Origin of the sequence: Kitasatospora sp. NPDC101155, assembly GCF_044768305.1 — a bacterium.
Classification (GTDB): domain Bacteria; phylum Actinomycetota; class Actinomycetes; order Streptomycetales; family Streptomycetaceae; genus Kitasatospora.
Genome location: NZ_JBIWPN010000033.1, coordinates 42107 through 59858 on the forward strand (window position 1 = coordinate 42107; position 17752 = coordinate 59858).

The window sequence follows — 17752 nt, forward strand, 5'->3', positions numbered from 1 at the left end:
TCGCCGGCCCGCCCGCGGGCCGGCCTTCCGGGCAACCTCTCACGCCTCCGCTCGGACACTCCGGTCGGCGGTGAGCCGCTCGCGCCACTCGGCCACGGCGACGGGGGACATCGCCGCGAGACCGGCGATCACCTCGTCGTCCCGCCCGTCGGTCCAGCTGAGGACCCGGGTCAGGACGGTGTTCCGGACCAGGCGGACCTCCTTCAGCAACTCCTCCAGGCGCTTCAGTTCCTCCCCGCTGGCGGCCAGCGTGTCGTCGACCGCCGCCCTTTCCTCGGCCCGCTGCTGCCGCAGGTAGGCCGTCAGGCCGGTGAGGACGACGCCGTCGTCGGCCGCAGCGCTGCGGAACGTCTCGGCGAGGTGGTCCAACACGCAGTCGGGGGCGTCGGCGAGACTCGCTCCCACGACCTTCGCGCCCTCCCAGCTGCTCCGTCCGGCATCGCTCGTCCGCAACCAGAGCCCGGCTTCGACCGGGGCGCGGTCGCCACAGGCGGCCGCGCGGTAGGCGTACAGGGCCGCACGGTGACCGTAGAAGGTGTAGCCCTCCTCGATCCGGACGCCCGCCGGGGCGCACATCCGTCCCGGAACGCCGGCGTAACCGGAATCGGGTTCGTACGCGGCGTACCCGTCCAGTTCGGCGTCGGTGGCGGTCGCCCACGCCGGGTCGCACAGCTCGGGATTCCGGTCGAGGAAGTCCGCCACTTCGACCCGCCAGGCGGGAACCGGGCTCATCCGGGGTTCAGCCCAGGCCACCGCTCCCCCGGCGTCGAGCGTGTACCGGCAGGCCTGTTCGAGATCGACCCATGCCGTGGCGGCTTCGGCGGACCATTCCAGGTCCGCGTCCGGACCCACCCGGTGCAGCGAGCCGATCACCCGCTGAACCAGGGGCAGTGTCCGTCGAGCCAGGGCGTGGAGCTCCTCGGCCTTGAAGAACCGCCAGGTCTCGGAGTCCCGGTCGTCGACGGCGCGGTGGGTGAGCAGGATCGCGAACACGGCCGGGGACGGCAGCGCGCCCTCGCCGACCGTTGCCCGGCGGTGTCCCGGGAGCCAGGAGGTGGCGTCCTCACCCCGGGTCCGCCAGTCGGTGTCCCCGAACCACACCGCGCCGGTGGCGGCGTCGACGGCGAGCCACTGTTGGTAGCCATTACCAGGCCCGAACCGTTCCTGGTGGTGCTCGGCCTGCCGGTCGTGCCATACGTATTCCGCTGGGGGCGGGTTGAGTTGGACGGCGACGAAACCGTCCTGCGGGGTGTACCCGACGACGACGTGTGCCGTTGGCTTGCTGTGCTCGGTCCCGGACATGCGGCTCCCTCCGTGCCGGACCGTGGCGGTTCCGCCACTGTGCGGCACCGAGCCTGCCCTGCGAGAGCCGTACGATCAAATCCGATCACTTGTGGACTTGTCACCCCATGAGGTCCGTGCACGAGCGAATGCGACGGAGCCGACGGCACGCGATCGCAGAGCACTGATGCTCCTCGCCGGCGGAACAGGACGTGAATCGGACCTTGACGCCGCACCATCGGGCGTCGCATGATCGACCCGCGAACCTGTCAGACAGCAAGACAGGCAGCTCGATTCCACGGTGCGCCAGAACCTCGGAATCGGCGTTCGGGTCCTGCGCAATGCCATCGAACGCGACGGGTACACCGGGGGCGACAGACCACCGTCCGAAGTGGACTTTTACCGGGCCCTGGAGGTCGGCCAGCCTGCGCCAGGCGGACGCTCCGGGCCGCGCACAGGCCTGACAGTCTCGAAGATCGGCAAGGTCACCTTCGTCGCGATGAGCTACCGCGCCGCCGACCTTCCCGCCCAGAACCGACTGCGGCGTGCCGCCAAGACAGGTTCCGCCCTCTCTGGGGAGAGGACCCTCCCCAGTTGCTCGACCCAATGGAGCGCGTGGGTTCCGCCGATCCTCGACACGGCTCCGGACACGCGGAGCCGCGCGATCGCGTTCTCAAGGCCGACGCCGAGAAGGACATCTCACTCGCGTACGTGGCAGCTGGGGCCCGTGTCGCCCAGCTCTGCGGTACGCGTTGCCACCTGGACGCCATCCCGCGCACCTACGAGTGTCGGGCACACCCGGACGCGATGCCGCTTGCCGCTGGGCGGCGCACGAAGTTGGTGACGCAGCTCGGCGACTGTGGAAAGTGTCAGCGGTCCCGGACGACGGAGTAGCTCCGGGTCATGTCTGCGGGCCGGCCGGGTGTCTCCGGCTCAGAGCTGGGGCCGGGCATGAGCCAGGTGCGTTGGGCGAGGTGGTGGCGCAGGGCGTCGAGCCGGGCGAGGTGGGTGTCGAGGGCGGCGTTGACGGTGCTCGTGGTGGCGGCGACTCGTGCTTCGAGGTCGTGGATCCGGTCGAGGAGGTCCTGCCAGCGCTTCTCGGCGGCGGCGACGGGGTCAGGCGCGGCGTCGGTTGCTGTCATCGCGGAGCTGGGTGGTGTGGTGGGTGAGGGCGTCGAGGCGGGTGGCGAGGTCATGCTGGCTGGTGCCGAGGTGGGGGCGGACGGCGGCGAGGGGCTCTATGAGGTCGGCGGGCTTGGTGGCGGGCTTCGGGGGCTTCTCGCGCATGTTGTCACTCTATCGATGACGAATTGGGTTTGTCATCGGATGGATGACGTGCTAGAACGGTTTCAGGTGAAAGCGCACTGGCACCCTTTGATCCCACTTGGAGGTGTTTCGCGATGCTGTTGCGCACCGACCCGTTCCGCGAACTGGACCGTCTGACCCAGCAGTTCTTCGGTACGAGCGGCACGTGGTCCCGTCCCACGCCGATGCCGCTGGACGCGTACCGCGCGGGCGAGGAGTACGTGATCTGCTTCGACCTGCCCGGGGTGGACCCGGAGGCGATCGACATCGACGTCGAGCGGAACATGGTGACCGTCAAGGCCGAGCGCCGGCCGCGCCACCAGGGCGAGGACGTGAAGTGGGAGCTGTCCGAGCGCCCGCTGGGCATCTTCTCGCGCCAGGTCATGCTCTCCGACACCCTCGACCCCGAGGGCATCACCGCCGACTACGACGCGGGCGTGCTGACCCTCAAGATCCCGGTGGCGGAGAAGGCCAAGCCCCGCAAGGTCGCCGTCGGCCACAGCGGTACCCGCAAGCAGATCCAGGCCTGACCCGGCCCCCGATGCCGTCCCGCGCCGCCCCGAACATCCCCCCGACGGGGCGGCGCGGGACACCCCCGCCACCGTCACTCCCCGAGCCCGCCCGCCGCGCGCGGGCCGACCGGACAGCGAGCAGCCCCGTGCAGGACCAGGGCCCAGTTGCGTTCACGGTGCGGGCGCGCGGCGAGATCGACCTCGCCACCGCGCCGCACCTGCGCCGGAAGCTGGCCCGCGCGCTGGTCGAGCACCGCGAGGTGGTGCTCGACCTGTCGGAGGTGACGTTCATGGACTGCGCGGGCCTGGGCACCCTCGTCCAAGCCCGCAACCTGGCCGACCGCACCGGCGCGCGCCTGGTCCTGCACGGGATCGCCCACCCCGTCGCCAGGCTCCTCCGCCTCACCGGCCTTACCGGCCGCCTGGCCACAACCCTCTGACCGCACCACTCAGGCGACGCCCGGGCCCCGTCCGCTCCTCACCCACAAGGAGGACCCGCGGTGACACTTCGATGGGAGGCGTTCTTGGACCAGGTCCAAGAACGCGGCGAATACGACACACCCGAAGAGGCCGACCGCGCCGCCCGCGTCGTGCTGGCCCTGCTCGGCGCCCACCTCGTGGGCCAGGTCCGCGCGGAGCTGGCGGCCCGCCTACCCGAGACCATGGCCCTGATCCTGCTCAACCCCCTTCAGGCCGCCGAACCGCTCGATCCCGAGCGGTTCGTGCGCGCCACCGCGGCCTGGATCGAGGGCGCCACCGAGACCACCGCCCTGTGGGACATCGGCGCCGTCCTGTCCACCGTCGCCGACGCCGCCGGCGACCAGCTCATGGACCGCGTCCTGTTCCAGCTCCCGCCCGGCTACGACCTCCTCTTCGGCCGCCCCCGAGCCGGCCACCGCCCCTGACTCCGCCGCCGCGCCGACCGCGCGGCCCCACCCCGGAAGGCCGCCCGCCATGACCCGCTACCGCCTCCTCCTCCAGCAGGTCCGCACCAGCGGCCGCTACCCGAGCGACGAGGAAGCCGAACGCGTCCTCACCGCCGTCCTGGCCCTCCTCGGCTCCCAGCTCACCGGCGACGAACGCTGCGACCTCGCCGCCGCCCTGCCCGAGCGGGCCCGCGCCGTCCTCGCCGCCCAGATGCCCCTGCCCCACCCCGTCACCGCCCCCGCCTTCGTCGAAACCCTCGCCCACACCCTGGGCACCAGCCTCACCGCCGCCCGTTGGGACGCCTCCTCCGTCCTGACCACCCTCACCGACGACCACCTCACCGACCGCCTCCTCGCCCACCTGCCCCGCGGCTACGCTCTGCTGTTCGGCCGTGCGGACCTGGCCGCCGTCGCCTGAAGCGGAATCCGGCCCGCGAGCGCGGGATCAACGCCGGACCGGGCCTTCGCTTTCGGCGGCGCGGCCTCTTGGACGAGGCCACCGGTCTTGGGACAGGCTCGTCTACGGACACCCTTTCCCCGGCCGGAAGGGAGCCCCCGTGTCCCCCCGGCACGGCACACGCTTCGAGAACACCGGTGTCGCCGCGCCACTGCTGCGGATCACCACCGCGACCATCCGAGGCACCGCCCAGGCCCTCCACCTGCACGGCGAAGTCGACCGCAGAACCCCTGGACGCTGGATGGTGACAGGTTCGGGGCATTCGATGCCTGAAAGTTCGTGGCCACAGCGGAAGGAGTGCGAGGTCGAGTTGGCCCGGTGCCCCTTCTCCATGTCGATCCCGCCACCTGCACACCAAGTCATGCCGGCAACGGGAAACGGCTCCGGCGGAACGCGCTTGGTGTCTCTGACCTTCTCCGACAGCAGTCGGCTGTACTCACGAGCCTGCTCCGCCTCGGCGACAATGCGCATGCGGTCAGCGGGGACCTCGGTATCCAGCCGGTTGAGGTAGAAGTACAGCCTCCTCCCCGGCCTGTCGAGGACCTTCAGCACGTCGCCCGCACCCTTGCGGCTGTACCGCGAGGAGTCATAGACCCACAAGCAGTCCGACTCGCCGTCGAGAAGCGCCTGCACCGCCTCGTCGAAATCCGGACGCTTGACCCCGGCCTTGTAAGCAGACAGGTTCTCCCGGAAGACGCGGCGGATCGTGTAACCGTTCCGCTTGCCCCAGGCCCGCCCCTGGCTCTCCTGGGACTTCAAGGACAAGATGTCCCGCGTGGTGGCTCCCCGGACCACCTGGGACTTCCGAAGGAGAAGTTCCAGGTACTTCACCTTGCTCGCCATGGCCCCACACTCCGATCAGCGGAGCGCGTCCGCATCCAGAGACGGACACCTGACTACGCGCTCTGGGGCGGCTACTGCGCCACCGTCGCCCACGCCCTTCGCCACCGCTACGGGTTCTCCGACGAGGCCTGCGCGTTCTTCGACTTCTTCGCGCAGCCCGCGGCCGAACTGGAGCAGCAGGCCACCGACGCCCTCGGTCCCGACGCACTGGACGGGCGGACCCTGGCCACCGCCCGGGAGTACGGTCTGCTGCTCCAGGCCTACGAGCACCTGTTCTGGGACGCCCTCAGCCGGTAGGGCCCGTCGAGGACGGCCGTCGGCTCACGCCTGCCAGTGCGGCCTGCCGCTGACCATCCGGCAGTAGATCACCCGCCCGCCGGCGTCGTGGGTGCTCTTGCCCAGGTCGTCGTTGCGGCAGAACTGCCCGGCCGCGTAGCAGTTGCCCGCGTTGGAGCGGAGCTCGCACTGCGCACCGTCCGCCGCCGCGGTGTGCTGCGGCTCCGGGTCGGTCGGCGGCTGCGCGGTGGTCACCTTCGGCTGCGGCGCCTTGGGTGGAGCCGACTGCGGATGGGTGGGCGGGGCGGCGGTCGAGGTGGGCGCCGGGTCGGGTGCGGCCGAGGCGGTGGCCACCGGCGGCGCCGGAGCCGCGGACGCGGCCGAGGTCGGCGCGGACGCGACGCTCGGCGCGGTCGAGGCGGTCGGCGCGGACGAGGCCTTGGCTCCGCCGTCGGCCGCCGAAGGGCCGCAACCGGTCAGCGTCAGACCGACGGTGAGGACGAGTCCGGCGAATCCGGCCAGGCCGGCCGCCCGGCGACGGCCGGGTATCCGTGAAGGCATGGGAGGAGAACGCTCCGTTCCGTTTGGATGAGGCGTGCGATTCAAGCAGACCTCGAACACGCCACGCGCACGGTTTCCCCACTCGTTGGCAGATCGAGACATTTCGACTACCGAGCGCAACCACTCCCCGAGCCGCCACCCCCACCCCAAGGGGTATAGCGCCGAGGCGCGGGGCTTTCTGACATGTTCCGGCCACCAAGCGCGGATCGCTACGGTTCCGGCAACCCCCACGCCGAACGAGGAGATCCCCCATGCTCCGATTCCGCGCGCTCGCGGTCGCCGCCGCCTTCGCGACCGTCGCGCTCACCGCGGCCCCCGCCGTCAGCGCCCCCGCTGACGACCCGTCCATAGCCGCGGCCCTGGCCGCCGCCCCCACCCGGACGGCCACCGCCCCGCCCGCCCTGCTGCACGCGATGCAGCACGACCTCGGCCTCGCCCCGCAGGCCGCCGCCGACCGGCTCGCCCGCGAGAGCCGGGCCGCCGAGGTCCGGAGCGCGCTCACCCGGGTGCTCGGCGACCGCTGGGCCGGTGCCTGGGTGGACGGGCCGCAGGCCGACCTCGTGGTCGCCACCACGGACGCCTCCGCTGCCCGGGCCATCACCGCCCACGGCGGCCGGGCCACCGTCGTCCGACACACACTCACGGCCCTGAACCGGGCCAAGGACGCGCTCGACCGGGCCTCCGCGGCCGCCATACCCGAGGCCACCCCGCTCTGGTACGTGGACGTCCGGGACAACGCCGTCGTGGTGCGGTCCGCCGACGACGCCCGCACCGGGGCCTTCCTCAGCCAGTCCGGCGTGGACCGCTCACTGGTCCGGGTCGAGCGGGCCGCCGCCGCACCCAGGCCGCTCGCCGACCTGCGCGGCGGGGACGCCTACTACATCGACAACGCCGCCCGCTGCTCGATCGGCTTCCCGGTCACCCAGGGCGGCCAGCCCGGCTTCGTCAGCGCCGGCCACTGCGGTCAGCCCGGCTCCAACGCCACGGCCTCCGACGGCAGTTCGATCGGCACCTTCCAGGGCTCGACCTTCCCCGGCAACGACTACTCCTGGGTCGCGGCCGGCCCGGACTGGACCGCCCAACCGCAGGTGAACGACTACGCGGGCGGCGCCGTGACGGTGGCCGGTTCGAGCGAGCAGACGATCGGCGGCTCGGTCTGCCGCTCCGGCTCCACCACCGGCTGGCACTGCGGCACCGTCGAGGAGCAGAACGCCACCGTCAACTACCAGGAGGGCAGCGTCTACGGCCTGACCCGTACCAACGTCTGCGCCGAACCGGGCGACTCCGGCGGGTCGTTCATCTCGGGCGACCAGGCCCAGGGCGTGACCTCGGGCGGCTCCGGCGACTGCACCTCGGGCGGTGAGACCTACTTCCAGCCGGTCAACCCGATCCTCAGCACCTACGGCCTGACCCTGGCCACCGGCTGACGAAAAGGCCCACCGATCGTCAGCGCAGCCCCGCCGTCCGGCACTCGAACACCTCGGGGCGGGCGGTCTCCAGCGCCGTGGAGACCGCGCCGAGGAGCGCCGCTTCCTCCCCCAGGAGGCTCGGTGCGAGCGCCGGACGCATCGGGGAGAGCTTGTGCAGGGCCTGCTCCAGCGGCTCCAGGAGCAGGTCCGCACTGCTGCCGATGCCGCCGCCGAGCACCACCGGGTCCGGGGCCAGGACCGCGGACAGCACGGCGGTACGGCCCCGCTCCGGGGACAGCAGCCCGGCCCCGCGGACCAGCCCGGCCCGCTCCAGCTCGGCCGGCGCGGCCGAGACGGTGGGCTTGGACAGCCCCGCGTCCCGGGCGAGTTGGGCGCGCGAGGAGCCGCCGCCGGTGCGCAGCAGCTCCAGCAGCAGCCACTCGTTGTTGCTGCGCAGCCGCTGCCGGTTCCGCGGCACCCCGGGTGCCCCGGCCGCCGGGCGACTGGTCGGCCGGTGGGGGCTCATCCGGTTCCTCCGGTCTGCTGCCGACGGTCTGCCGCTGACGGCCTGGCACGACCCGCGGTGTCCGGGTGCCGGACGCCGCCGCCCGAGTATGACCGGTGATCATCCGGCGACCAGCGCGCGGACCCGCCCTCGCGCCGACGCAGCGTCAGGCGCCGTCGGCCGCCAGCCAGCCGCCCGTCATCGCCTGCACCGCCGAGCCGTCCGCGTCCGCCAGCTTGGCACCCACGAAGGCCCGGGCCGTCTCGGAGGTCTGCACCCGGAACGGCGGCCGCTCCGCGGTGAGCGCGGCGACGATCGGCGCGGCCGCCTCCTCGGGGGTCTGGGCGCCGCCGAAGGCCTTCAACGTCCGGTCGACGTACGCCCGCAGGGCCGGGCCGTACGGGCCGGCGGCGGCGATCAGCGCGGGCACGTCGAGGTCCTGGTTTCCGATGAACTCGCTGGCCACCGCGCCCGGTTCGACGACGGTGACGGCGACGCCGACGGTGGCCGCGACGGGAGCCAGCGACTCCATGAAGCCCTCGACGGCGAACTTGGCCGCGCAGTAGGCCTCGTTGAACGGCTGGCCGACCACGCCGCCGACACTGGTCACGGTGACCACCCGGCCGCCGCTGGCCCGCAGGTGCGGCAGCGCGGCCCGGGTCACCTCGACCACGCCGAAGTAGTTGACCTCCATGGCGGCGCGCACCGGCGCGAGCCCGTCCTGCTCGACGGTGCCGACGAAGCCCGCGCCCGCGTTGTTGACCACCGCGTCCAGCCGCCCGTACCGGTCGAGGACGGTCGCCAGGCAGTCGGCGACGGAGACCGGGTCGGTGACGTCCAGCCGCTCGACCTCGACCCGCCCGGCGACGCCCGCCTCCTCCGCCGCGCGGAGCAGGTTCCCGGCCCGTCCGGTGTCGCGCATGGTGGCGACCACCCGGCACCCGGCGCGGGCGGCGGCCACGGCGGCGGCGAGGCCGATCCCGGAGGAGGTTCCGGTGATCAGGACGATCCGGGTGCTTTCCATGCGGGTCTCTCCTTCTGACTTCCGGGCGGTGCCCGGATTCGAGGCAACTGTGTGCGTGTGCACGCACTCTATAACTGCGTGCGCGTGCACGCAACCGACGCCGCCTCGCTGCAACGCCGCCTCCGGGCGGTCAAGGTTTCACCCAGTTGTGGGCGCGTCGCGCGCCGACGCGTGATCATGGGCCTATGCACTTCCGGCACGGAAACCGCGCAGAGGGCCCCCGTCCAACGACACCGGACGCCCGGTCCCTGGCGGCGACCGCGGCGGCCCTCGCCGCGAGCCTCGGCGCGAGCACCGACAGCGACCATCGGGACGACGACCCGGACCTGCTGCGCGACGTGCTCGCCGCCGCCCCGGTCGGCATCGCCCTGCTCGACGAGCGGCTGCGCTGGCAGTACCTCAACCCCGCCTTCACCACCGTCACCGGACTGTGCCGCGCCGATCTGCTCGGCCGCACCGCCGAGACCACCGCGTTCGCGGGCGCCACTGCCACCCTGCGCCGCGTGCTCGCCGACGGGCACGACCGCGAGCAGGTCACCGGCGGCCCCCAGGGCGCCGGTGCGCCCGTCCCGCCCGGACTGCGGGTGCGTTACCGCCCGCTGCGGCACGCCGGGCGCACCACCGGGGTGATCGTCCTCGTCCTGGACGACCCCGGCCCGGCCCGCGAGCAGCTGCGCGAACTCGAACAGGCCCGCGCCCGGCTCACCCTGCTCGACGCCGCCGCCGAGCAGATCGGCACCACCCTCGACATCGACACCACCTGCGCCGAACTCGCCGCCTTCGCCGTCCCCGGCCTCGCCGACCTCGCCACCGTCGACGTCCTGCCGTCCGAGGCCCAACCCGCCCGCCCCGGCGGCGGCAGCGGCCAGCGGCTGCACCGCGCCGCCGTACGGGCCGTGCCCGCGGTGGCGGGCGCCCTCGCCGAGCTGGCCCGCCCCGGCGAGTCCGTCCGCCACCGCCAGGGCTCGGCCGGCGCCCGCAGCCTGGCGGGCGGAGTGTCCGTGCTCACCGAGCCCGGGCCCGAGGACGCCTGCCCGGCCGGAACCGTCTCCCTGCTCGTCCTACCGCTCGCCGCCCGCGGCCACGTCGTCGGACTGCTCACCCTCGGCCGGACCTCCGCCTCCCCGGCCTTCACCTCCGACGAGGCCGCCCTGCTCGGCGACCTCGCCGCGCGCGCCGCCCTCGCCATCGAGAACGCCCGCCGCTACACCCATTCCCAGGGCATCGCCCTGGAGCTGCAGCACGCCCTGCTGAGCGAGCCCGGCAACCCGCACCAGAACCTCTCCCTCGCCTTCCGCTACCTGCCCTCCGGCAGCGCCAGCGTCGTCGGCGGCGACTGGTACGAGACGGTCCGGCTGCCCTTCGGCCGCACCCTGCTCGCCATGGGCGACGTGATGGGGCACGGCGTCGAGGCCGCCGTCGACATGAGCAACTACCGCTCGGCGCTGCGCGACCTCGCCGGCATGGACCTGCCCCCGCACCGCATCCTGCGCCAGCTCGACAACGTCATCTCCACCAACGACTCCGCCCGCCCGGCGACCTGCCTGCTGGTCCTGGCCGACCCGGGCCGCGGCCGCTGGACGCTCTCCAGCGCCGGTCACCTGCCGCCCGCCCTGGTCACCCCGGACCGCCCCACCGAGCTGCTGCACGTCCCCACCGGCCCGCCGCTCGGTACCGGCCTCGGCGGCTACGAGCAGACCACCCGCCCGCTCATCCCCGGCCAGACCCTGCTCCTCTACACCGACGGCCTGGTCGAACGCCGCGGCGAGGACATCGACGCCTCGCTGGAACGTCTCGCCGCCCTCCGGCTCCCCTCCACCGGCGAACTCGACGACCTGCTCGACGCCGTCCTGCACGCCCTCGCCCCGCCCCCGGCGCCCGCCGCCGAGGACGACATCGCGCTGCTCGCGGCCCGGCCCAAGGTCCGCTGACCCAGAAGCACGAGGACCCCGGCCCGGGGGGTGGTCGAGCAGGACGGCCGCGATCGTCGGGCTGTGGGTGATCACCGTGCGGTCGGCCTCCGGCGGCAGGACGCGGGTTCCGGGCGCGGGCCACGGTGCGGGCGCCACCCCCGGAGCCGAACTCCCGTCACGCCGAGCGCGGTCGCCGCACCGGCGACCGTCGGCCGGCGCCCCTCACAGCTTCGCCAGCGCCTGCTCCACGTCCGCCCACAAGTCCTCCGGGTGTTCGATGCCCACCGAGACGCGTACCGTCCCCGCTCCGATGCCCGCCGCCGCCAACTCGTCGTCGGAGAGCTGCCGGTGCGAGGTGCTGGCCGGGTGCAGCACCAGGCTGTGGACACCGCCGAGCGAGGGCGCCAGGGAGGCCAGCCGCACCGACTCGGTGAAGGTGCGGGCCGCCTCCCGGCCGCCGGACAGGTCGAAGGCGAGGACGCCGCCGTGGCCGGCCGGGAGGAGGCGGCGGGCGAGGTCGTGGTCGGGGTGGGTGGGCAGGCCCGGGTAGTGGACGGCGGAGACCGCCGGGTGGGCGGCCAGGCGGGTGGCCAGGTCGAGGGCGGTGTCGCAGTGGCGGCGGACCCGCAGGGCGAGGGTCTGCAGGCCGCGCAGGGTCAGCCAGGCGGCGAACGGGTCGGCGCTGGCGCCGAGTTCGGTCGCGAACTGCCAGACCTTCCGGTGCAGTTCGGCGTCGGCGAAGACGGCGATCCCGGCCAGGACGTCCGAGTGCCCGCCCAGGTACTTGGTGGCCGAGTGGATCACCACGTCCGCGCCGTGCTCGATCGGCCGGCACAGCAGCGGGGTCGCGAAGGTGTTGTCCACCACACTCACCACCCCCGCCCGCCTGGCGACTCCGATCAGCCCCGGCAGGTCCGTGACCCGGGTGGTCGGGTTGGAGACCGTCTCCAGGTGCAGCAGCCGGGTGTTGGGCCGCAGGGCGGCCTCGACGTCGCCCGGGTCGTCGCCCGCCACGTGGGTCACCTCGACACCCCACCGCTGGGCGAGGTCGGCCAGCATCGCGAAGGTACCGCCGTACAGACTCCGCTGGGCGACCACGTGGTCCCCGGAGCGCAGCAGGGCGAGCAGCACGGTGTTGATCGCGCCCATGCCGGAGGCGGTGGCGACGGCGGCGGCGCCGCCTTCGAGGTCGGCGACGGCCGTCTCCAGCGAGCGGACGGTCGGGTTGCCGAAGCGGTTGTAGAAGAACGCCTCGCCCGGTCCGGCGAAGGCCCGCACGAGCTCGTCGCTGGTGTCGAAGGCGAACAAGTGGCTCTGGTGCAGCGGGATGCCCATCGGACGGCTGCCGACGGACTCGGCGAGCGGCGGGTGGACGATCCGGCTCTCGGGGCGCAGCGCGTCGGGGTTCAGGTGGAAGTCGCTCATGCCGCCATCCTGAGCCGCTCCGGCCCGGCCGGGACAGGGCCAATCACGGCCCAGTGGCCCGGTCCGGGCGCCGGAACGGACGCCCGGGCCGGGCCACTTGCGCTCAGCGGGTCACCGGCTGCGGCGGAAGATCCGCTTCACCAGGTGGATGACGCCCCAGATCAGCAGGATGACGAACAGGATGATCAAGATGATCACGACCAGCACGAACTTGCCGAGCTTGGCAAGGAATCCCGACTTCTTCTTCTCCTGCTTGGCCGCGAGGCGGGCGGCGGAGGCGGGCGCGGCCGCTGCGGACCGGACGTCCTGGACGGCGCCCGCGGAAACCGGTCCCCCCGCGACGGCCGCGGCGCCCGTGGCGGTGCCCGCCGCGACGGTCCGGGGTGCGGCCACCGCCGTCGCGCTCGACGCCGCGGCGCTCAGGCCCGCTGCCGCGAGCAGTGCCACCAGGGCACCGGCTATCGAACGTGCGATCCGGTGTGTCATCGTGCTCCTCGTACGGTTCGGAGCAGCGAGATGAGTCACAACCGACCAGCCCTCACGGTCTGACCAGTGATTTTCTCATCTACGCTTAGTATGCTCCTCTGAAGTTTTACAGCGGTGTAAAAGTTTAGCGACGGGCCTGCCCGGATCGGCTCCGACCCCGGGCCACGCGAATTCCACCGCTTCGACGGGGGTTCCGTGGCAACTGTGGAGGATGACGCCGTGTCGGGTCGCAGGGGTTCCCCCGAAGCCGAGAATTCACCGCACCGCCCCGGCGGACGTCGGGCCGCAGGCCGAAAGACCGCACCGGACAAGGGCATACCGGACGACCGTCCCACCAGCCGGGCGAAGCCCAAGCCGAAACGCAGCACCAAGCAGAAGGTGCTCTGGGTCACCGCCGGCTGCACCAGCCTCCTGCTGGTCGGCGGCGGCGCCCTCTACTACCACCTGAACAGCAACATCACCACCTTCGACCGCGACGCCGTCAGCAAGGACCGCCCGGAGGCCGCCGCCCCGGACGCCCAGGGCCGCACCCCGGTGAACGTCCTGATGATCGGCTCGGACAGCCGCGGCAACGGCAACAGCGACCTGGGCGGCGGCGGGGACGCGGGCGCCCGCTCGGACACCGCGATCCTGCTGCACGTCTACGCCGACCACAAGCACGCCGTCGGCATCTCGATCCCCCGCGACTCCCTGGTCAACATCCCGCCGTGCAAGCTCCCCAACGGCAAGTGGACCAAGGAGCAGAGCAATGTGATGTTCAACAGCGCCTTCGCGGTGGGCGACACCGAGCAGGGCAACCCGGCCTGCACCCAGAACGCCATCGAGAAACTCACCAACCTGCGGGTCGACCACACCATCGTGGTGGACTTCAACGGCTTCGCCACCATGACCAAGGCGGTCGGCGGCGTCGACGTCTGCCTGCCGAACGACATCTACGAGGGCGACCTCAATCCCAACCTCGGCCACAAGGGCAAGCTGATCTTCGCCAAGGGCAAGCAGAAGGTCGAGGGCCAGTCCGCGCTGGACTTCGTCCGGGTCCGCCACGGCATCGGCGACGGCTCCGACATCGGCCGCACCAAGCGCCAGCAGGCCTTCCTCTCCTCGCTCATCAAGCAGGTCAAGTCGCAGGGCATGGACCCGACCACCCTGCTGCCGCTGGCCGACGCGGCGACCAAGTCGCTGACCGTCGACCCCGACCTCGGCTCGGCGGCCAAGCTGATGTCCTTCGCCATGTCGCTCAAGGACGTGAACCTGCACGACATCAAGTTCATCACCGCGCCGTGGCGCTACGAGGGCCCGCGGGTCGCCCTGGTCCACCCCGACGTCGACCAGCTCTGGGCGGCGCTCAAGGCCGACCGCACCATCGACGGCCAGGACGCCAGCGCCCAGCGCCCGGACGCCCCCGACACCGCCGCCCCCAGCACCCCGGCCGCCGAGGCGACCCCGACCGCCACCGCGAACCCCAAGAACGCCGACATCAAGGTCGCCGTGCTCAACAGCACCGGGGAGTCCGGCCTCGGCGGCAAGGCGGCCGAGACCGTCAAGGGCGCCGGCTACACCGTGACCACCGTCGGCAACGCCGCCGGAAAGGCCCGCAGCACCACCGTGGTCGAGTACGGCACCGGCGAGCACACCGCCGCCGAGGAGGTCGCCAAGCTCTTCCCGGGCGCGACCGTCCAGCCCGGCGGCAAGGGCCTGAGCGTGGTGCTCGGCCACGACTTCGCCGCCGCCAACCCGGCCGCCGCCGCCTCCGCGCCCGGCGCGAACCCCGGCGCCCCGGCCCCGCTGCCCAGCAGCGTCAGCGGCACCGCCCGCTCGGCGGACGACGACCCCTGCGCCAACATCTCCTACGGCTGAGCCGCACGGCCGCAAGAACGACGGCGGGGGGGCCCCCGGCCCCCACGCCCCCGGGGCCCCCCCCCGGTGGGGCCGGGGGGCCCCCCCCCCCCCCCCCGCCCGGCCCCCCCCCGCCCGTTTCGGCCGGGGGTCACCCCGCCCGTCGCACTCGGGGAGGGCTCAGCGCCTGGTCCCGCAGGACGGGCAGAACGCGGCGCCCTCCGGCACGTCCTTGTGGCACTGCGCGCACTGGACGGGCTGCGCCAGCTTGAACCCGCAGCCCGGGCAGAACGCCGTGCCGTGCGTCTCGGTCTGGCACTGCGGGCAGACCAACTGCCGCGGCGTCCGCACGTCGAACTCCGCCCCGGACTGCTGCCCGGCCTGGTACGCCCGGTCCGACACCATGTCGTTGAGGCCGCGCCGCTGCGCCGCCAGCGCCTCGGCCGCCGTGTCCGGTGCGCAGTTGAAGCACAGGCCCTGGGCCGGGTCGAAGCAGCGGCCGCAGACGTAGTGGGTGCACCGGCCGCAACGGTTGAAGTGGGTCTGGGCGTTGTCGATCGCGCGCTGGAAGGCGGCGTCGCGCGAGGTGCCCCAGGTCTGGCCGGCCAGGCCGTCGGCGGCGTCGCTGATGGTGTTGGCGTTGCCGCCGATGAGGTTCCAGGCGGCGCTGACGCCCTTGCCTATCCAGCCCGCCACCTGGCCGGTGGTGAACCGTTCGAACGGCGAGCGCCAGGTGTCGGAGCAGCGGTAGCAGGAGAACTCGAACTGGAAGCCGGCGCCCGTTCCGTACTGCTCGCACAGGTCGCGGTAGTTGTTGCTGAAGTAGATCTCGGAACTCACGTCGTCCCCGGTTGCTGAAAGTGGCCTGTTCGGCGGTCGATGCCAGGGACGACAGGGGTCTTCGAACGGTTCCGCCAAGAACTCCCCACCGGAGCCTCACAATCCGGAGACCGGCAGCAGCAGCATCCGCTCGGGCTCGAACAGCCGCCAACCGGCGGGCTGACCGCTGTGGCTGACCCGCAGTCGGCACCACTGCCGCCCCGTCGGGTCCCGCCACCAGCCGCTGATCCGGCCGGGCGCCCAGGTGCCGTCGCCGAGGTCGACCTCGACCGGCTGGTACACCCACCGGACCTCGGCGTCGGCCGGTTCCACGGCCGGTGCGGGGCTTCGCCGACTCTCCACCACGGTTCCGCCTCCCGACCCGCCCGACCCGGCTGCGGCCGCGACCGGGGCGGCGGCCCATCGCCGGAACTCTACAGCCGTGTAGAGCACCGCGGGCGGAGTTCCGGCGAAGCCCGTACGTCGTCTCAGCGGGCGGCCCGGCGCGACCGCCGGCGCCGCCACAGCGCGATCGGGACGACACCCGCGAAGGCGAGCGCGGCCGGCGCCGGAGGCGCCTCCACCGGGGCGGCCGCGGCCCCGGAGGGCACCTTGCCGAAGGTGTCCGGGACGGGCAGGGTGGACCAGTCGGCGATCGGCCACGCCACCACGAAGGCCCGGCCGACGACGTTGCCCACCGGCACGAAGCCGTCCCCGGTCTCGTTGTGGTGCGGACGGGAGTCCCGCGAGTTGTTGCGGTGGTCGCCCATCACCCAGAGCTTGCCCTTGGGCACGGTGACGGTGCCGACCGGGTCGTTGTCGCAGGGCGTCGCCCCGGGGAACAGGTACGGCTCGTCCAGCGCGACGCCGTTCACCTTCACCGGGCTGCCCGCGTTGCACTCGACGGTGTCCCCGCCGACCGCGATGACCCGCTTGATCAGGTCCTTCTCGTCCGCCGAGGGCATCAGGCCGACGGTGCTCAGCACCTTCTGAACGGTGCCTGTGAAGCCGTCGTCCTGCGTCGACGTGCCCTCCAGCCAGCCGCCCGGATCGCGGAAGACCACCACCTCGCCGCGCTCCGGCTCGGCGCCGAACCACGGGGTGAGCTTGTCGACCAGCACCCGGTCCCCGATGTGCAGGGTGTTCTCCATCGAACCGGAGGGGATGGAGAAGGCCTGCACGAAGAAGGTCTTGATGCCGAGCGAGAGCAGCAGGGCGATCACCAGCAGGATGGGCAGCTCCTGCCAGAACGGGCGCTTCTTGCGCGCGGGCTTCGCGCCCTGCTCCGCGTCGCCCGTCCCGGCCTCCGCCACCTCGCCGGCCCCGGCCGCCCCGGCCTGCCCGGCCCCGTCGTCCGGCTCCGCCTGCTCCTTCGTTCCACCGCTCTCGCCGGACTCCGTGCTCTGCTCCACACTCATTTACTCGGCCCCTCCCGACGGCCTGGCGGGAGCCCGAAGCGGGAACCCCCTGTCAGGGAACGAACCTACCGAACAGAGGTTCCCGGGCGCGCCCTGACATGGATACGCTCACCCTGGGGACCGAACAGGCTGAGGAACTCCACCGGCTGCGAACCGGCGTTGCCGAAGGCGTGCGGGGTGCGGGTGTCGAACTCGGCGGCCTCACCGGCCGTCAGGACCAGGTCGTGCGGGCCGAGCACCAGCCGCAGCCGCCCGGACAGCACGTACAGCCACTCGTAGCCCTCGTGGACCTTCAACTCCAGCCCGGGCCCGGTGTTCCGCCCCGGCGGCACGACGTGCTTGTACGCGTGCAGACCACCGAGGTGGCGGGTGAGCGGGACGATCGTCTGGCCGTTCCTGGTCACCGGGCGCGGATGGATCCGGGGGTCGCCGGTGGCCGGGGCGCCGACCAGTTCGTCCAGCGGCACCCGGTACTCCCGGGCCAGCGGCAGTAGCAGCTCCAGGGTCGGCTTGCGCTGCCCGGACTCCAGCCGGGACAGCGTGCTGAGCGAAATGCCGGTCGCGGCGGACAGCTTGGCGAGCGTGGTGCCGCGCTCCCGGCGCAGGGCCCGTAGCCGGGGGCCCACCGTGGTCAGGACGTTCTCGAACTCTTCGTCGGCCATGCCTGCCATTCGCCGGGACGGCAAGGGTGTTTGTCAATCCGGCACACCGTGGCACGCCCTCGCGGCTTCCGGACGCCCCTGCCCGTCCGTAGCG

20 protein-coding genes are annotated in these 17752 nt (G+C 72.9%); 7 read left to right on the forward strand and 13 right to left on the reverse strand.

The window, feature by feature from the left end; all coding sequences use genetic code 11:
• Positions 1-39: 39 nt before the first annotated feature.
• From ACIRYZ_RS33710 to ACIRYZ_RS33720, 3 genes are all read right to left on the reverse strand, one after another.
• Complete coding sequence (locus tag ACIRYZ_RS33710; protein ID WP_402951788.1) at positions 40-1302, reverse strand: hypothetical protein; 1263 nt, start codon at positions 1300-1302, stop codon at positions 40-42.
• An 848-nt stretch (positions 1303-2150) separates the two neighbouring features.
• A complete protein-coding gene (locus ACIRYZ_RS33715; RefSeq protein WP_402951790.1) occupies positions 2151-2423 on the reverse strand; it encodes a hypothetical protein in 273 nt (90 codons plus the stop codon).
• Entirely contained in the window at positions 2398-2568 is a 171-nt protein-coding gene (locus tag ACIRYZ_RS33720) for a hypothetical protein (RefSeq protein ID WP_402951792.1), read from the reverse strand. The genes ACIRYZ_RS33715 and ACIRYZ_RS33720 overlap by 26 nt, the downstream gene beginning before the upstream one ends.
• A 113-nt stretch (positions 2569-2681) precedes the next feature.
• Between ACIRYZ_RS33720 and ACIRYZ_RS33725 the strand changes: the two genes are divergently transcribed.
• The 4 genes from ACIRYZ_RS33725 (at position 2682) to ACIRYZ_RS33740 (ending at position 4442) form a co-directional block, all read left to right on the forward strand.
• Positions 2682-3116: an Hsp20/alpha crystallin family protein gene (locus ACIRYZ_RS33725; protein WP_402951794.1), complete on the forward strand. Its 435-nt coding sequence runs from the start codon at positions 2682-2684 to the stop codon at positions 3114-3116.
• A gap of 128 nt (positions 3117-3244) precedes the next feature.
• A complete protein-coding gene (locus ACIRYZ_RS33730; RefSeq protein WP_402951795.1) occupies positions 3245-3538 on the forward strand; it encodes an STAS domain-containing protein in 294 nt (97 codons plus the stop codon).
• Between the two features lie 60 nt (positions 3539-3598).
• Entirely contained in the window at positions 3599-4003 is a 405-nt protein-coding gene (locus ACIRYZ_RS33735; RefSeq protein ID WP_396251479.1) for a DUF2267 domain-containing protein, read from the forward strand.
• Between the two features lie 49 nt (positions 4004-4052).
• Positions 4053-4442, forward strand: a complete 390-nt coding sequence (locus tag ACIRYZ_RS33740; RefSeq protein ID WP_402951797.1) for a DUF2267 domain-containing protein — start codon at positions 4053-4055, stop codon at positions 4440-4442.
• A gap of 102 nt (positions 4443-4544) precedes the next feature.
• Here ACIRYZ_RS33740 and ACIRYZ_RS33745 read toward each other — a convergent pair whose 3' ends face one another.
• Complete coding sequence (locus ACIRYZ_RS33745; RefSeq protein WP_402951799.1) at positions 4545-5324, reverse strand: recombinase family protein; 780 nt, start codon at positions 5322-5324, stop codon at positions 4545-4547.
• A 321-nt stretch (positions 5325-5645) separates the two neighbouring features.
• A complete protein-coding gene (locus tag ACIRYZ_RS33750; RefSeq protein ID WP_402951800.1) occupies positions 5646-6161 on the reverse strand; it encodes a hypothetical protein in 516 nt (171 codons plus the stop codon).
• 251 nt (positions 6162-6412) lie between these two features.
• Here ACIRYZ_RS33750 and ACIRYZ_RS33755 point away from each other — a divergent pair, with 251 nt between their 5' ends.
• Positions 6413-7588 (forward strand): S1 family peptidase, encoded by a 1176-nt coding sequence (locus tag ACIRYZ_RS33755; RefSeq protein ID WP_402951802.1) that lies wholly within the window; start codon positions 6413-6415, stop codon positions 7586-7588.
• Between the two features lie 19 nt (positions 7589-7607).
• Here ACIRYZ_RS33755 and ACIRYZ_RS33760 read toward each other — a convergent pair whose 3' ends face one another.
• Both ACIRYZ_RS33760 and ACIRYZ_RS33765 read right to left on the reverse strand, forming a co-directional pair.
• Positions 7608-8096 (reverse strand): winged helix-turn-helix transcriptional regulator, encoded by a 489-nt coding sequence (locus tag ACIRYZ_RS33760; RefSeq protein ID WP_402951804.1) that lies wholly within the window; start codon positions 8094-8096, stop codon positions 7608-7610.
• Positions 8097-8241: 145 nt separating this feature from the next.
• A complete protein-coding gene (locus tag ACIRYZ_RS33765) occupies positions 8242-9099 on the reverse strand; it encodes an SDR family NAD(P)-dependent oxidoreductase (protein WP_402951806.1) in 858 nt (285 codons plus the stop codon).
• A 185-nt stretch (positions 9100-9284) separates the two neighbouring features.
• Between ACIRYZ_RS33765 and ACIRYZ_RS33770 the strand changes: the two genes are divergently transcribed.
• Positions 9285-11030 (forward strand): SpoIIE family protein phosphatase, encoded by a 1746-nt coding sequence (locus ACIRYZ_RS33770; protein WP_402951808.1) that lies wholly within the window; start codon positions 9285-9287, stop codon positions 11028-11030.
• Between the two features lie 204 nt (positions 11031-11234).
• On the opposite strand, the gene ACIRYZ_RS33775 is transcribed toward ACIRYZ_RS33770, so the two are convergent.
• Positions 11235-12437, reverse strand: coding sequence for a trans-sulfuration enzyme family protein (locus ACIRYZ_RS33775; RefSeq protein ID WP_402951810.1), 1203 nt, complete (start codon positions 12435-12437; stop codon positions 11235-11237).
• Between the two features lie 111 nt (positions 12438-12548).
• A complete protein-coding gene (locus ACIRYZ_RS33780) occupies positions 12549-12923 on the reverse strand; it encodes a hypothetical protein (protein WP_402951812.1) in 375 nt (124 codons plus the stop codon).
• Positions 12924-13142: 219 nt separating this feature from the next.
• On the opposite strand from ACIRYZ_RS33780, the gene ACIRYZ_RS33785 reads away from it, so the two are divergent.
• The gene (locus ACIRYZ_RS33785) at positions 13143-14780 is read left to right on the forward strand and encodes an LCP family protein (protein ID WP_402951813.1); all 1638 of its coding nucleotides are present in this window, start codon (positions 13143-13145) and stop codon (positions 14778-14780) included.
• A gap of 159 nt (positions 14781-14939) precedes the next feature.
• Here ACIRYZ_RS33785 and ACIRYZ_RS33790 read toward each other — a convergent pair whose 3' ends face one another.
• From ACIRYZ_RS33790 to ACIRYZ_RS33805, 4 genes are all read right to left on the reverse strand, one after another.
• Positions 14940-15599 carry a zinc ribbon domain-containing protein gene (locus ACIRYZ_RS33790; RefSeq protein WP_402951815.1) on the reverse strand — a complete coding sequence of 220 codons (660 nt, stop codon included), beginning with the start codon at positions 15597-15599 and terminating at the stop codon, positions 14940-14942.
• Positions 15600-15695: 96 nt separating this feature from the next.
• Positions 15696-15944, reverse strand: a complete 249-nt coding sequence (locus ACIRYZ_RS33795; protein ID WP_402951817.1) for a hypothetical protein — start codon at positions 15942-15944, stop codon at positions 15696-15698.
• Between the two features lie 122 nt (positions 15945-16066).
• Entirely contained in the window at positions 16067-16996 is a 930-nt protein-coding gene (lepB, locus tag ACIRYZ_RS33800; protein ID WP_402951818.1) for a signal peptidase I, read from the reverse strand.
• A gap of 65 nt (positions 16997-17061) precedes the next feature.
• Positions 17062-17658: a helix-turn-helix domain-containing protein gene (locus ACIRYZ_RS33805; RefSeq protein WP_393039584.1), complete on the reverse strand. Its 597-nt coding sequence runs from the start codon at positions 17656-17658 to the stop codon at positions 17062-17064.
• Positions 17659-17752: the final 94 nt, after the last annotated feature.

Coding starts and splice junctions, on each gene's coding strand:
- ACIRYZ_RS33710 (WP_402951788.1), bottom strand. CDS start 1,302: ATGTCCGGGACCGAGCACAGCAAGCCAACGGCACACGTCGTCGTCGGG.
- ACIRYZ_RS33715 (WP_402951790.1), bottom strand. CDS start 2,423: ATGACAGCAACCGACGCCGCGCCTGACCCCGTCGCCGCCGCCGAGAAG.
- ACIRYZ_RS33720 (WP_402951792.1), bottom strand. CDS start 2,568: ATGCGCGAGAAGCCCCCGAAGCCCGCCACCAAGCCCGCCGACCTCATA.
- ACIRYZ_RS33725 (WP_402951794.1), top strand. CDS start 2,682: ATGCTGTTGCGCACCGACCCGTTCCGCGAACTGGACCGTCTGACCCAG.
- ACIRYZ_RS33740 (WP_402951797.1), top strand. CDS start 4,053: ATGACCCGCTACCGCCTCCTCCTCCAGCAGGTCCGCACCAGCGGCCGC.
- ACIRYZ_RS33745 (WP_402951799.1), bottom strand. CDS start 5,324: ATGGCGAGCAAGGTGAAGTACCTGGAACTTCTCCTTCGGAAGTCCCAG.
- ACIRYZ_RS33750 (WP_402951800.1), bottom strand. CDS start 6,161: ATGCCTTCACGGATACCCGGCCGTCGCCGGGCGGCCGGCCTGGCCGGA.
- ACIRYZ_RS33755 (WP_402951802.1), top strand. CDS start 6,413: ATGCTCCGATTCCGCGCGCTCGCGGTCGCCGCCGCCTTCGCGACCGTC.
- ACIRYZ_RS33760 (WP_402951804.1), bottom strand. CDS start 8,096: ATGAGCCCCCACCGGCCGACCAGTCGCCCGGCGGCCGGGGCACCCGGG.
- ACIRYZ_RS33765 (WP_402951806.1), bottom strand. CDS start 9,099: ATGGAAAGCACCCGGATCGTCCTGATCACCGGAACCTCCTCCGGGATC.
- ACIRYZ_RS33770 (WP_402951808.1), top strand. CDS start 9,285: ATGCACTTCCGGCACGGAAACCGCGCAGAGGGCCCCCGTCCAACGACA.
- ACIRYZ_RS33775 (WP_402951810.1), bottom strand. CDS start 12,437: ATGAGCGACTTCCACCTGAACCCCGACGCGCTGCGCCCCGAGAGCCGG.
- ACIRYZ_RS33780 (WP_402951812.1), bottom strand. CDS start 12,923: ATGACACACCGGATCGCACGTTCGATAGCCGGTGCCCTGGTGGCACTG.
- lepB (WP_402951818.1), bottom strand. CDS start 16,996: ATGAGTGTGGAGCAGAGCACGGAGTCCGGCGAGAGCGGTGGAACGAAG.
- ACIRYZ_RS33805 (WP_393039584.1), bottom strand. CDS start 17,658: ATGGCCGACGAAGAGTTCGAGAACGTCCTGACCACGGTGGGCCCCCGG.